This is a genomic window from Nocardia sp. NPDC050712, assembly GCF_040654295.1.
Lineage (GTDB): Bacteria > Actinomycetota > Actinomycetes > Mycobacteriales > Mycobacteriaceae > Nocardia.
On record NZ_JBFAHT010000002.1, the window covers coordinates 488557 to 501883 of the forward strand.

At 68.1% G+C, this 13327-nt stretch carries 12 protein-coding genes and 1 pseudogene; 8 read left to right on the forward strand and 5 right to left on the reverse strand.

What is annotated here, in order from left to right:
* The first annotated feature begins 44 nt into the window (after positions 1-44).
* The 8 genes from AB0H76_RS12660 to AB0H76_RS12695 all read left to right on the forward strand — a co-directional run bounded on the left by AB0H76_RS12660 (position 45) and on the right by AB0H76_RS12695 (position 7760).
* Entirely contained in the window at positions 45-905 is an 861-nt protein-coding gene (locus tag AB0H76_RS12660; RefSeq protein WP_357326141.1) for an SDR family NAD(P)-dependent oxidoreductase, read from the forward strand.
* Positions 902-1780: an SDR family NAD(P)-dependent oxidoreductase gene (locus AB0H76_RS12665; protein ID WP_357321737.1), complete on the forward strand. Its 879-nt coding sequence runs from the start codon at positions 902-904 to the stop codon at positions 1778-1780. The genes AB0H76_RS12660 and AB0H76_RS12665 overlap by 4 nt, the downstream gene beginning before the upstream one ends.
* The gene (locus AB0H76_RS12670; RefSeq protein ID WP_357321740.1) at positions 1777-3318 is read left to right on the forward strand and encodes an NAD(P)/FAD-dependent oxidoreductase; all 1542 of its coding nucleotides are present in this window, start codon (positions 1777-1779) and stop codon (positions 3316-3318) included. Before AB0H76_RS12665 ends, AB0H76_RS12670 begins: the two co-directional genes overlap by 4 nt.
* Before the next feature lie 11 nt (positions 3319-3329).
* Complete coding sequence (locus AB0H76_RS12675; RefSeq protein ID WP_357321743.1) at positions 3330-4385, forward strand: alpha/beta hydrolase; 1056 nt, start codon at positions 3330-3332, stop codon at positions 4383-4385.
* A gap of 57 nt (positions 4386-4442) precedes the next feature.
* Positions 4443-4658 (forward strand): hypothetical protein, encoded by a 216-nt coding sequence (locus AB0H76_RS12680; RefSeq protein WP_357321746.1) that lies wholly within the window; start codon positions 4443-4445, stop codon positions 4656-4658.
* Positions 4659-4664: 6 nt separating this feature from the next.
* A complete protein-coding gene (locus AB0H76_RS12685) occupies positions 4665-5615 on the forward strand; it encodes a hypothetical protein (protein WP_357321749.1) in 951 nt (316 codons plus the stop codon).
* A gap of 26 nt (positions 5616-5641) precedes the next feature.
* Entirely contained in the window at positions 5642-7015 is a 1374-nt protein-coding gene (locus AB0H76_RS12690) for an AarF/ABC1/UbiB kinase family protein (protein ID WP_357321752.1), read from the forward strand.
* Between the two features lie 94 nt (positions 7016-7109).
* On the forward strand, positions 7110-7760 hold the full coding sequence (locus tag AB0H76_RS12695) for a TetR/AcrR family transcriptional regulator (protein ID WP_357321755.1): 651 nt from the start codon (positions 7110-7112) through the stop codon (positions 7758-7760).
* A gap of 28 nt (positions 7761-7788) precedes the next feature.
* On the opposite strand, the gene AB0H76_RS12700 is transcribed toward AB0H76_RS12695, so the two are convergent.
* From AB0H76_RS12700 to AB0H76_RS12720, 5 genes and pseudogenes are all read right to left on the reverse strand, one after another.
* Positions 7789-8670, reverse strand: a complete 882-nt coding sequence (locus AB0H76_RS12700) for an SDR family NAD(P)-dependent oxidoreductase (RefSeq protein WP_357321757.1) — start codon at positions 8668-8670, stop codon at positions 7789-7791.
* Positions 8671-8714: 44 nt separating this feature from the next.
* Entirely contained in the window at positions 8715-10316 is a 1602-nt protein-coding gene (locus tag AB0H76_RS12705) for an NAD(P)/FAD-dependent oxidoreductase (RefSeq protein ID WP_357321759.1), read from the reverse strand.
* A 41-nt stretch (positions 10317-10357) separates the two neighbouring features.
* Positions 10358-11944 (reverse strand): NAD(P)/FAD-dependent oxidoreductase, encoded by a 1587-nt coding sequence (locus AB0H76_RS12710; protein WP_357326144.1) that lies wholly within the window; start codon positions 11942-11944, stop codon positions 10358-10360.
* 42 nt (positions 11945-11986) lie between these two features.
* On the reverse strand, positions 11987-12781 hold the full coding sequence (locus AB0H76_RS12715) for a hypothetical protein (protein ID WP_357321762.1): 795 nt from the start codon (positions 12779-12781) through the stop codon (positions 11987-11989).
* A 168-nt stretch (positions 12782-12949) separates the two neighbouring features.
* A pseudogene (locus AB0H76_RS12720) lies at positions 12950-13288 on the reverse strand (hypothetical protein); the annotation flags it as partial.
* Between the last annotated feature and the right edge of the window lie 39 nt (positions 13289-13327).

Genomic DNA, 13327 nt, shown 5'->3' on the forward strand with positions numbered 1-13327 from the left:
GGCGTTCGATAGCGACAAGGGAGTCGAAGATGGCCTATCCGCAGGTGAGAGTGACGGTGGTGACCGGTGCCGGCAGTGGCATCGGCCGGGCGACCGCACAGCGGTTCGCCCGGCAGGGTTTCACGGTGATCGTGTCCGACATCAACGAGACGACCGGCGAGGAAACCGTCGCGCTGATCCGCGCCGCGGGCGGCCAGGCCGTGTTCCGTCGGCTCGACGTGGCCGACGCCGAGGAATGGGAAACCTTCGCGGACTCGGTGTGTGGCGAGTTCGGAGTTCCGGACATCCTGGTGAACAACGCGGGCATTCTGATCGGCGGGGGCTTCCTGGAGCAGTCCGGCGCGGACTGGCGCCGGATGATCCAGGTCAACATGATGAGCCCGCTGATCGGCTCGCGCACCTTCGTGCAGCGGATGGTCGCGGCCGGTAAGCCCGGTCACATCGTCAATGTCGCGTCCTGTGGCGCGTTTCTGCCCAACGCGGTCGCGCCCTCGTACGTGACGGCCAAGGCGGGCGTATGGCTCGGCACCCAGGCGCTGCGGGCGGAGTTCGGCCCGCAGGGCATCGGGGTCAGCGCCATCTGTCCCGGATTGATCCGGACCAGCTTGGCGGCCAACGGATCTCGGGCCGGTGTCGACTCCGAATCCAGTGCCGGCTGGGCACGCCGCTTGGACGCCGGGCAGCAATTCTTCTCGCCCCGCTCGCCCGACCGGGTGGCCGCCGCCATCGAGCGCGCGGTGCGCTGGAATCTGTCCACCGTGCCGGTCGGTGTCGAGGCCTGGGCGGCCTGGTACGGCTATCGGCTCTCGCCCGGCCTGGTCCGCCGATTGAGCGGGCTGGTGCGGATGCCGCTGGCCGACAAGGCGGTCGAACTGTCCGGCAAGGTCCTCGGAGGTCTGCGATGAGAACGATCGTCATCACCGGCGCGGCGGCCGGCATCGGCCGCGAGACCGCGAAGCTGTTCGCCCGCAAGGGAAATCGGGTGATCGTCGCCGACATCGACGAACTCGGCGCGGAGGCGGTGGTGCGCGAGCTCGAGGCGGCCGGCGGGCAGGCTCGCGCTTACCGGCTGGATGTGCGCAGCGAAGCGGAATGGGAGAGCTTCGGGCGGTGGGTCCGCGCGGAATTCGGCTGGGCCGACGTACTGGTCAACAACGCCGGCGTCATGGATCTGGGTGGCTTCGTCGAGACCACGGTCGCGCAGTGGCAGCGCATGGTGGACATCGACCTGATGAGCGTCGTCTACGGTTCCCGGGTCTTCGCCCGGCTGATGATCGATGCCGGGGTGCGGGGCCACATCGTCAACCTGGCCTCGGCCGCCGCGTTCCTGCCCTCGAAACTCGATCCCGCCTATGGCGTCGTCAAGGCCGCGGTGCTGATGGCGACCCAGTCGCTGCGCATCGAATTGCGCCGGCACGATATCGGCGTCACCGCCATCTGCCCGGGCGTCATCCAGACCAACCTGCTGGCGCACGGTGAACGCAACGGTGTCAGCGCGGCGGAGCAGGAGCAGTGGCGCGAGCAGGTGGGCAGCCTGCAGGCCGATATCGCCTACGCGGGCCCGGACAAGGTGGCCCGCGTCATCGAGCGTTCGGTCCGCCACAACTGGGCCGTGGTGCCGGTCAATCCGGAGGCCTGGTTCATCTACGGCCTGCTCCGGCTCTCGCCGACGCTGGCCCGCGTCATCCCCTCGGTCCTGTCCTTCGAGCGCGCCGACAAGCTGCTCGAACTCGGCAAACCGCTGCTGGACCAGCTCGTCAAAGGAAAGGTCGGCTCGTGAGTGTGCGCCTGGATCATGAAGTACTCATCGTCGGAGCGGGTTTCGGCGGCATCGGGGCCGCCGTGGAGCTGCGCAAGGCGGGCATCGAGGATTTCCTGATCCTCGACAAGAACGACGGCGTCGGCGGCACCTGGTGGGCGAATACCTATCCCGGTGTGGCCGTGGACATCCCGTCGATCTACTACAGCTTCTCCTACGCCCCGCCGCAGCGCTGGTCGCGGATGTTCGCACCCGGCGCGGAGGTGCAGCAGTATGCCGAGCAGATGGTGGACTCCTTCGAGCTGCGGTCCCGAATCCGGCTGGGGGCCACCGTCGTCGGCGCCGCCTGGGACGAACAGCAGCAGGTCTGGCGCATCGAACTCGCGGGCGGTGAGACGCTGGTGGCCCGCTACATGATCGGTGCGATCGGCGCGCTGGAAGTACCCTCGCTGCCCGATATCGCCGGCTTCGACAGCTACGGCGGCAAAGTCGTGCACACCGCGCGCTGGGATCACGACTTCGACTACGCCGGGAAGCGGATCGCGGTCATCGGGACGGGGGCCACCGCGCTGCAACTGATTCCGGAGCTGGCGGATGTCGCCGCGCGGCTGACCGTCTTCCAGCGCACCCCGATCTGGGTCGCGCCGAAACCCGATTTCCCGATCCCGGACGCGGTGCGCACGGCCCTGCTGAACATCCCGGCGCTGCGCCGGACCGTGCGCGCGGCGGTCACCGTGGGCATCGACTTCGGCATCACCGGCATCGGCGTATTCCACGAGCGGGTGCCGTTCCTGGCCAAGGCGCTCGAGCGTGGTGGCGCGGCGGGATATCGCGCCTGGCTGCGCGGCAATCCCGAACTCGCCGAACAGCTGACGCCGCACTACGCGCCGGGCTGCAAACGGCCCTCGGTGTCGAATCGGTACCTCGGGACCTTCACGCAGCCGCACGTGCGGCTGGTGACGACGCCGATCGTCGAGATCACCGAGAAAGGAGTGCGGACCGAAGACGGCACCGAACACGAGGTCGATGTCCTGGTGTGCGCCACCGGCTTCAAGGTCATGGGCAAAGGCACGACACCGCCGTTCCGCACCGAGGGCGTCGGCGGCGTCGACCTCAACGAGTTCTGGGATGAACACAAATTCCAGGCCTACCAAGGTGTTTCGTGCCCGGGCTTCCCGAATGCCTTCCTGATCACCGGGCCCTACGGCTTCGCCGCGGGCAGTTATCTCGCGATGATCGAATGCACGAGCCGCCACGCTGCCCGCGCCATCGCCGAGTCCCGCCGTCGCGGGGCGACCCGGGTGGAGATCAAGCAGGAGGCGCACGACGCCTACTACGAGAAGTACCGGCTGCGCGCGGCCAAAACGCTGTGGCTGTCGGACGCCTGTGCGGGCTCCAACACCTACTACGTGAACTACCAGGGTGACGCCGCAGCGATCCGGCCCAGCACCCACCTCGAAATGTGGTGGGGCAACAAACATTTCCCCCTCGACCATTACCGCTACTCGCGCAGCCTCGCGCCCGCCGAGACCGGCGACCGCCCGCTGGCCTCGGTCTGAAAGGGAAGGACATGACCGTCGACACCGTCACCGCCGCCGATCGAGTGATCATGGCCGAATTGCCGCGTCGGGCCAGCCGCCGGCAACGCGCCGTGCATGCCCTGGCGTACGCGACGCTGCGCCGCTTCTTCGAATTGTGCATTCAGGTGAACGAGCGCGGCTGGCTCACGCCGCGCCAGATGTTGTTCATCGCCAACAACTTCGATCTGCTCGCCGTGCCGCTGCGCCCGGCGCGGGGCACCCGGATCGAGCCGGTGCGATTCGAGCACTGCCGGGCCGAATGGGTACTGCCCGCGTCGGTTTCCGCCCCGGCGGAGATGGCCGAGCCGGCGGCCATCCTGTACCTGCACGGCGGCGGGCTGGTCTCCTGCGGACTGAACACGCACCGTCGGATGGTCGCGCGGATCGCCGCGGCGGCGGGTGTGCCGCTGCTCAATGTGGACTATCGCCAGATCCCGCGGGCCCACGTGCGCGAGTCGGTGCAGGACTGTCTCACCGGCTACCGGCATCTGCTCGAGCAGGGCATTCCCGCGCAGCGCATTATCCTCGCCGGTGACTCGGCGGGCGGTGGACTGGCGTTCTCGCTGGCGCTCGTCCTGCGCGAACAGGCCCTGCCCATGCCCGCGGCGATCGTGGCGCTCGCGCCGTGGGCCGACTACGACGTCACCGGCAAGATCGCCCACGCCAACGATCACACCGAGGCGATCCTGCGCGGCGCGGTGTTCGGCATGCCGGCGCAGTGGGGCATCGCGGTGGACGGCCTGCTCGACCCGCTCTTGTCGCCGGTCAACCACGACTTCGCCGGACTGCCGCCGGCGCTGATCCAGGTGGGCGCGGGCGAGGTACTGCTCGCCGATGCCGAACTGCTGGCCCAGCGCTACGCCGCGGCCGGCATTCCGCTGAGATTGCAGCTCTGGGAACAGGCGGTACACGTCTTCCAGGTCGCCGCCGACATCCTGCCGGACGCGCGGGACGCGATCGCCGACATCGGCGCGTTCATGCGCGGCGAACTCGCGCGCGCGGCGGCGAAGGATGCGGCGGCCTGGGCCGAGAAGACCTCGGCCTGACCGGAAAACACTGGGCCACAACGTGAACCGAGACGGTTCGGAGAGGAAGGTGCCGCGGTGACCGACCATCGAGCGGCATTGCGGGCCGCCCTGGGCGCGTCGGGCGACGCGGCGGCGGAGCTGACGGCGGCGGAGGCCGAGCAGCTCCTCGGTCTCCTCCGCCGCGCCGAGAGCGCCCAGCGCCGCAGCCTCGACGCGGCGATCGACGAGACGCTGAAGATCCTGCCGCGCCTGCTGCGCATCCCGGCGCGTGCGATTCTGTTCGGGAAGTGAGAGAGCATGTCCGACTTGGTAACTCGCGCGCAGATCACGATGCTGGCACAGCTGCTCGAGGTCGACGCCGAGCAGTTGCGCGGCCTCGAGCGGCTCGGCGCGGACACGGTCGAAGAGCTGCGCATTGGTCTATCCAGCGCGCTGTTCGACGCGCTGGCAACGGTTTTCACCCGGGTCAGTAAGCTCGCCCCGCTGATTCCGGACGCGCTGGCCGCCACCGTGGCGATGAAAGCGGTGCCGTCCGAAGTGGCCGGGCGGGCCGGGGGCGCGGTGGGCATGGACCACCAGCATCGGGCGGCGACCTTGATGGTCCGGATGTCCTCCGGGTATCTGGCGGACGCGGCGCCCTACGTCGACCCGCGGGTGATCCCGTTCTTCGCGCCGAAACTGCCCTTCACCCTGCTGGTTCCGACCGCCGACGAGCTGCTGCGCCGCCGGGACTATCTCACCGCCGCCCGGTTCGTCGAGTACGCCACCGACGAGCACATCCGGGAGTTCGAGCGGCACGTCCAGGACGACGTGGCCATCGTGCGCACCGCGGCGATGGTGTCGCGCACCGAGGTGCTGAACCGGATCCTGCGGGCGGCTCCGCCGGCGCGGCGGACGCGCCTGGCGGCCACGGTGGCGGCCGGCGAGCCCGAGACCGTCGCCGCGGCGTTGTCGTTGCTGGGCCGGATCGACGCCGAATTCGCCGGACCGATGAGCAGTGCGGTGTTCGAGGGCCTCGACGAGCGTGAACTCGCGCGCGTCTGTGCGCTGATCATCGAGGGCAGGGCGGTCCCGGAATTGCTGGATGTCCTCGGCTATCTGTCCGATGCCACGGTGCGCGGGCTGGTTGCCACCGGGCACCTGTCGGATACGGTAGCGCTCGAGGGGGCCGCGACCACGAACCGCCGCCGGGCCGGACGGCAGCGTGTGGCCGCGGCGGCGACGGTGCGGGATCCGGCCGCCCGCTAGCAGATCGACAGGGGTTGGAGACGCCGATGGCAGCCGAACGGATTCCGAAGGGCCGGGTTGCCCGGGGCCGCAAACTCGGCATGCTCGCGGCCGGGCAGGCGGCTCGCGGCGCGACCGCGCGCCTGGCCATGATCGGCCGTTCGGAGCAGGCCCGCGAGGTCCTCGGCCAGCGCTCGACCCTGGACGCGGCCGAGCAACTGGTGGACGTGCTCGGCAATATGAAGGGCGCGGCGATGAAGCTGGGCCAGATGCTGTCGGTCATCGATCTGGAACTGGTCCCCGAGGCGCGCCGCGAGCGATTCCGCGCGAAGCTCGCGGTACTGCAAGACCAGGCCCCGGTGCTGGAGTTCGCCACCATGCGCGCCACGCTCGAGGCCGAATTGGGTGCGCTGGGTTCGGTATTCCGGGATTTCGACGAGGAGCCCATCGCCGCCGCGTCCATCGGTCAGGTTTATCGGGCCGTGCTGCGGGACGGCCGTGCGGTCGCGGTGAAGGTGCAGTATCCCGGCGTGCAGAAGGCGATCCAATCCGATCTGCGCAATCTGGCCCTGTTCGCGAAACTGGGCGCCTCGATGTGGCCGGCGCTCAGCGGGGGCGCCATTATCGAGGAGGTGCGCCGGAACCTCGAATCCGAACTCGACTATCGCCGCGAGGCGCACACTCAGCACTTGGTCGCGGCGCACTATCGCGGGCATCCGTTCATCGTGGTGCCGGACAGCGTGCTCGAGCACTGCACGGATCGGGTCCTGGTGACCGAGTTCCTGCCGTCGAAACCCTTCGCGCACATGCAAACCCTGGCCGATGCCGACCGTGATCGAATCGGGGAGCTGATCTACCGGTTCTATATCGGGTCGCTGTTCGAGCGCGGCGAATTCTGCGGTGACCCGCACCCCGGCAATATTCTGCTCACCGACGACGGCCGGGTCGGTTTCATCGATTTCGGCCTGTACAACCGGATGAGCCCCGACGATCTCGAATTCGAGCGGCGGATCGGCCGTGCCGCGGCCGAGCGGCGGGCGGAGGATCTGTACGCGCTGCTGCTGGAGCGCGGCATCCTCGACCCCGAATCAGCGGTAGGTCCGGCCGACTGCCTGGAGTATGTCTGGGCGGCGTCCGCCTGGCATCTGGCCGACGAGGAAATCACCGTCACGCCCGAATTGGCTACCGGCGCCTTGGTTTCGGCGATCGATCCGCGCGCGACGGAATTCAGCGCCATGCGCCACCAGAAGCTACCGCCGGAACATGTCTTCTCACGCCGTGCCGATTTTCTGACCTTCGGAGTGCTGGGACAACTCGTCGCCACCGGCAACTGGCACCGCATCGCCCGGGAATGGATCTATGGCGATCCGCCGGTCACCGAAATCGGACGGACGCTGGCAACTGGTTCCGCCAAGCTGTGATGGCGATCCCGGTCGGCGGCCGTTCGTTGGTAATCTGCACAAATCTGGATAGTGTCGGTACCTGGAATGTCGATCATCGACCATGGAGGAAGCAGTGGCCGCTCGTAAGGTGCTGACCCGGGCCGAAAGCCAGGCACTGACGCGGGAAGAATTGATCGAGGCCGCGGAGCGATTGTTCTACGCCAACGGTTATCACGCCACCTCCCTGGCCGCCATCGCCGCCGAGGCCGGACGCACTATCGGCGCGGTCTACAGCAACTTCGACGGCAAGGAAGATCTCTGCCTCGAGGTGCTGCGCAGCTGGGGCAGCACGCGGATGTCGCGGCTGGCCGGCGCCATCGCGGCCACCGACGGATCGCTGGACCAGCGGCTCGCGACGATCGCGACCTGGTGGGACACCCAGTTGCGCAGCGAGGAAGCGCCCTTGGTGCTGGCCGCCGAGTACGGCATCAGCGTGCTGCGTGACCCGGAGCAGCGGGCGGCGACGGTCGAAGCCTGTGAGCGCTTCGTGGAGGCGGGGCGGGTGCTGATCCTCGATCACCTGCCCGAAGGAGCTCCGCACAGCGAACAGGTGCTCGAGGACGCGGTCTACGGTGTGCTCGGTACCGCCGTCGGGCTGGCTGTCGGCGCGGTGAGCGGCGTCGAGAACGACCGCTCCACCGACATCCTCGTCACGACCATCGAATTCTGGCTGCAACGCCTCGGCGCGTCCGCCGGGCTGACCGAAGCGCCGGCGGCCGGCTGACGCACGACATCCCTCGGCGGCGAACGGCCTAATCCCGGTGGAATTTGACGTTTGCCGGAAGGCGATCGGTCGCGACCCGCGCGACCCCCTCCGCCATTTTCATGGTGGGGATCGAGCAGATCGCCCGCATCAGCGCGGGCGAGATCCGGTGCAGCACCCAGGCCAGGGTCGCGTCGAAATTCACCGGCACGATGCCGAGATTGAAACGGATCGCGTACTGCACCGCGCGCGCGACCATGTCCGGTGTGGCGAAGGCATACCGCGACTGCACATCCATGAAGTCCGCCCGGACATCCTCGGTCGCCGCGCCATCCGTGGCGATCAGGGTGGCGTTCGCCGCGAGCTGGGTCCGGGTCGCGCCGGGGCAGATCGCGCTGACCCCGATATTCTTCGGCGCCAGTTCGGTGCGCAGCGACTCCGCGATCATCAAGGCCGCAGCCTTGGACGTCGAGTAAGAGGGCGCGACCCGGTTCGGCGTCCATGCGGCGCCGGAGGCGATCACGACGATGTGGCCGGGCCGGCCGCGCTGCACCATCTTCGAACCGACGATCTTGCAGCCGTGGATGATGCCGTACACGTTGATCGACAGGATCTTCTCCCAGTCCTGCGCGGTCTGGTCGAGAAACGCCCCGCCCAGGGCGATGCCCGCGTTGTTGACCAGGATGTCGGGCACCCCGAACTCGGCGATCACCGCGTCCGTCAGCTCCGTCCACTGCTCGGGGGAGCGCACATCGAGTGTGAAGGCGTGGCAGGCGCCGTCGGCGAGCTTCGCCGTCTGCTCGGCCGCGCCGAGATCGATGTCGGTGGCGAGCACGATGTCGCCCGCGGCGGCTTGGCGCAGCGCGATCGCCCGGCCGATGCCGCTGCCCGCGCCGGTCACCAGGACGACCCGCCCGCGCTGGTTCGCCACCGGTCCTACAAAGGGAATTCTCATCAGCTGTCCGATCCGGGTTGTCAAGCGGCGTCGTGGTTTTCGAGCTTCTGCTGCCCGGCCGCGCGGAAGCCGTAGTCGGCGCGCGGGTCGAACCGTTCGCTGTGATCCCACAGGGAATCGCGGAAGCCGAGCGAGGGGCGCAGAATCGGTGCCTCACCGCGACTGTTGGAGAAGTAGCTGCGCACGTTGTGCCGCTTGACCTGACGTTCGACCAGATACTCCTGGGCGACCAGCGTGAACGGGTTCGTCGCCATCGCCCGGTGCCAGGCGTCGTGCGCCCGCGGGGTGACCTCGACGACCTCGGCGTTGTTCGCCTTGGCCGCGGCGATGACCCGGGCCACGTGCAGCGCGGCGTTCTCCATCATGCTGACCCAGGTCACGCCGTTCCAGCCGTACGGGCCGTAGAGGAACCAGCGGTTGGGCATCTTGGGGATGGTGACACCCGCGTAGGCCTGCATTCCGTTGGCGCGGTAGAACTCTCCGAGATCGAAGCCGTCCCGGCCGAGCACCGTGCCGATCGGGAAGGACTCGGGCTCGGAGGCGGGTTCGAAGCCGGTGGCCAGGACGATCATGTCGTACGGGTGGTCCGCGCCGTCCGCCGTGCGGATGCCGTCGGCGGTGAAACGCTCGATCGGCGTGGTCACCAGGTGCCCGTTGGGCCGGCTGAAGGTTTGCAGGAACCCGCGCCCGAAGGTCGGCATGTTCGCCATCAAGCCGTGCCGCGGCACCAGGGCGCGGCGCGCCTGCCGATCGGTGACCTGGAACCGCAGATAGAGCCGGTAGGCGGCCCGCAGGGTGTTCTCCAGAGCCGCCACGACCGCCAAAGCCGCTCGCTTCGGCAGCTTTTCGGCGGCCACCACGATCGCCTGATAGACGTACCAGTTCGCCATGTAGGCGAGGTGGTGGAACCGCCGCGAGCGCATCAATCGGCGGCCGAGCAAGCCGAATGCGAAGTCCGGCTTGGGAAAACACCACGTGGCGGTGCGCTGATAGACATCGAGATGGTCGACCTCGGCCACGATCGACGGCACGATCTGCATCGAGCTGGCGCCGGTGCCGATGACCGCGACGCGTTTGCCCCGGTAGTCGAAGGAGTGGTCCCAGCCCGCGGAGTGCATCAGCTTCCCGGTGTACTCGTCCACGCCGGGAATTCCCGCGTTCGATCGGGGTTCGAGGAAGAAGCCCGTCGCGCTGAGTACGTACCGTGCGGTCAGCGTCTCGCCGCCGACGAGATGCACTGTCCAGTAACCATTGTCGTCGTCCCACACCTCGCGCTCGACGGAGACCCCGAAGCGGGCCCGCTCGTAGAGGCCGTGCTCGCGCGCGACCCGCTGGCAGTACTGCTGCACCTCGGCGCCCTCGGCGAACACCCGCGACCACTGGTTCGGCGCGAAGGTGAATTCGTAGGAGGTGGACGGGACATCCAGCGCGACACCGGGATAGGTGTTCGCGATCCAGGTCCCGCTGAAGTCGGCGCGGCGGTCGAGAATCACGAAATCCTCGATACCGGCGCGCGTCAGCTGGCAGCCCGCCGCGATACCGCCGACGCCCGCGCCGATCACCACGGCTTCGAACTGGGGCGTTGCGGGGGCCGCCGAGTGCTCCGTTGCATTCGAACTCACTGTTTGTTCCGTTCTTGATTCGACTGTTCGGGGACAGGCCGTCAGGCCTGGGCCGCGCTGTGTTCCGGAGCGTCCGGAACCGTTGCGCCGATACCGGATTCGATGCTCGGCACCACCTCGTAGCGGTAGTCGTCGAGCGGGAATTTCCGGGTCTGGCGACGGGCCTCGAAGAACCCCGCCGGGCGGATATAGGTGCTGTCGCCCTGCGAGTTCCGGTAGTAGGTCGGCACATGGCCGTTGAGCTCGCACAGGTAGTAGCGCACGCCCTCGGCACGCTGGTGCACCGTGCGGTGGTATTCCTCGGCCACCTCCTTGCGCACCTCGCAGACCGCCGCGCCGCGGCGGCGGGTCTCGGTGATCGCGCGCACGGCGTGGTCGGAGGTCGTCTCCACGAAGGCATGCCAGCTGGTGCCGCTCCAGGAGTAGGGGCCGACCAGCGTCCACCGGTTCGGCAGACCCGGCACGGAGACACTCTGGTAGGCCTGCAGACCCGCGGTGCGGTAGAACTCGGCGAGGTCGAAGCCGTCGCGGCCGACAATCGTTCCCGGACGGTAGGTTTCGGGGTCGGAGAACACCTCGTAGCCGGTGGCCAGGATGAGGACGTCGAGCTTGTGCAGCACGCCGTCGCGGGTCTTGATGCCGGTCGGGGTGATCTTCTCGATCGGGTCGGTGATCAGCGTGACGTTGTCACGGTTGTAGGCGGGCAGGTAACCCGTGGACATCGTCGGGCGCTTGGTGAGCACCCCGAAGTCGGGGGTCAGTTTCTCAGCGGTAGCGGGGTCTTTGACGACGAGCCGGACGTATCGGCGATAGCCGGCGATCATCAACGCGTCGAACTTGTCCGCGAGCGGGCGGAAGGTGTCGATCGGCGTCTTGCTGACGAAGCGCAGCAGCACGTCGACCAGGACGAAGGCGGCGCCGTTGAGACCCGCCGACACACCCGGCACCGCGAGCGCGGCCTGCATCGCCTTCGGCACCGTGAAGTCGGGCTTCGGCACCGACCAGACCGGGGTGCGCTGGAAGACGGTCAGCGCGGCCACCTCGGGTGCGATCGCCGGGATGATCTGGACCGCGCTCGCGCCGGTGCCGATGATGCCCACCGACTTCCCGGCCAGGTCGAAGTCGTTGTCCCAGGAGGACGGCCGCTGGACCTTGCCGCGGAACGACTTCGCTCCGGGAATCCCGACGTCTTCCCGAGGGCGCACGAACGAGCCGATGGCGCTGATCAGGAACCGCGCGGTGACTACCGAGCCGTCGTCGAGATGCAGTGCCCAGAAACGTTTTTCGTCATCCCAGATCTCGCGTTCGACGTTGCTGTCGAACCGGATCCGTTCGTAGAGGCCGTATTCCCGCGCGACGTCCGCGTGGTACTTCTGCACCTCGGCCCCGGGCGCGAAGAACCTGGACCAGTGCGGATTTCGTGCGAACGAGTACTGGTATGTGGTCGACGGCACGTCGACGCTGATTCCCGGATAGTTGTTCTCGTGCCAGCTGCCGCCGACGTCGTCGGCGCGTTCGATGACGATGATGTCGTCGATTCCGGCCATCCGGAGTTTCGCCGCGGCGGCGATCCCGCCCGGGCCGGCGCCGATCACGGCGACCTCGTACTGCGGACCTTCGGTCATAATGCGTTTCCTCCGAGTCGGATTCCGGTGGGTACCGGGGAGTGCTCAGTTGCCGGCGGGTGCGGTGCCGAGTTGCCGGGTGCGATGCTGCGCCCACTCCACGACCTCCCAGGCGATGGCGCCGCCGACCCAGACGACCGGGCTGAGGACGCCGGCGAAGGCGCCGACCATGCCGTTCGCTCCGTTCAGCGGCCCGGACAGCGTGAAGACGCCGGTGATGGTGCACAGGTCGATCACGATGACGACGACGCACAGCTTGTTGAACCAGGTCGGGAATAGGCCCGAACGCCGGGAGATCAGCAGTGCCGCCAGCGCGAAGGGAACCCAGACCGGGCCCAGCAGGGCGGCCGAGACAGCCACGGTGATGTGGAGGGCGTGGATGACCGAGTCCGGTGCGTTGCCGGAAAGCAGGACGGTGCTCGCCAAGATGCCGGATTCGGCGAAAAACAAGCAGAGGACCAGGATCTCGCTGAAGATCGCAGTCCAGGTGTAGACCCGATTCCGGCTGGTATCGGCGGCCCACAGCGTCCCGATGAACGCCGCCGACCACATCGCGCCCACCAGGAACAACAGGGCGAGCCCGGCCGAGACGACGCGGAGCAGCGTGTTGTATTTCTCGTAGAACTCCACGGTGCCCGCGATGTCCGAGCCCTCCGGCAGGATATGCGCGATCACCACGTAGGCCACGGCCATCAACGCCGTGCAGAAGGCGATGACCAGCGCGTACCAGCGTCTGATGTTGCCGGGCCGAGTCAGCGCGACCGCGAGCTTGTCGAGTCGATCGGGTGGCGGTTGTGCCGCCGTGGTGGGTGCATCCTGGCGACCGAAGACCTGCGACATCGAAGAGTCTCCTTCTGCGGGAGCAATTCTGGCCCGCTCTGGATCTGAGTGCTATTCAGATAGTGGCATTATCGCAGTGTCTGAGTCAATACTCGGGGGTGCTGACGAGAAAGGGCCCGCGCGGAAGTCGCGCGGGCCCGGTTCGGTCTCGAGGTACCGGTAGGTCGGTCAGTGCCGGCAGAGCCATTCGGTGCCGTAGTGCGCGGCGTTGTCCCCATCCAGGTGGACCCAGCGCCCGTCACCCTCGCAGGCCGCGCCTTCGACCGGCGCGGAGTTCTGCGGGGAGGTTGTTTCGACCGGCGGGCTGGTCGGTACCGGTGTGGTTTCCGGGCCGGCGCCGTGGTTGGGGTTGGTGCAGATCGTGCCTTCGCACGGCACCCAGGTACCGTCGCCGTTCGGGTTCTGAATGGCGTCCGGGCCGATGTAGCTGCCCGGCGGACAGCCCGGATCCTGGTTCTTCGCACAGTATTCCGCGCCGAGATTGTTACCGGTCGAGCCGTCGGCGCCGGGCTGGCCGCTGGTCGTGGTCGCCGGCGCGGGCGTGGT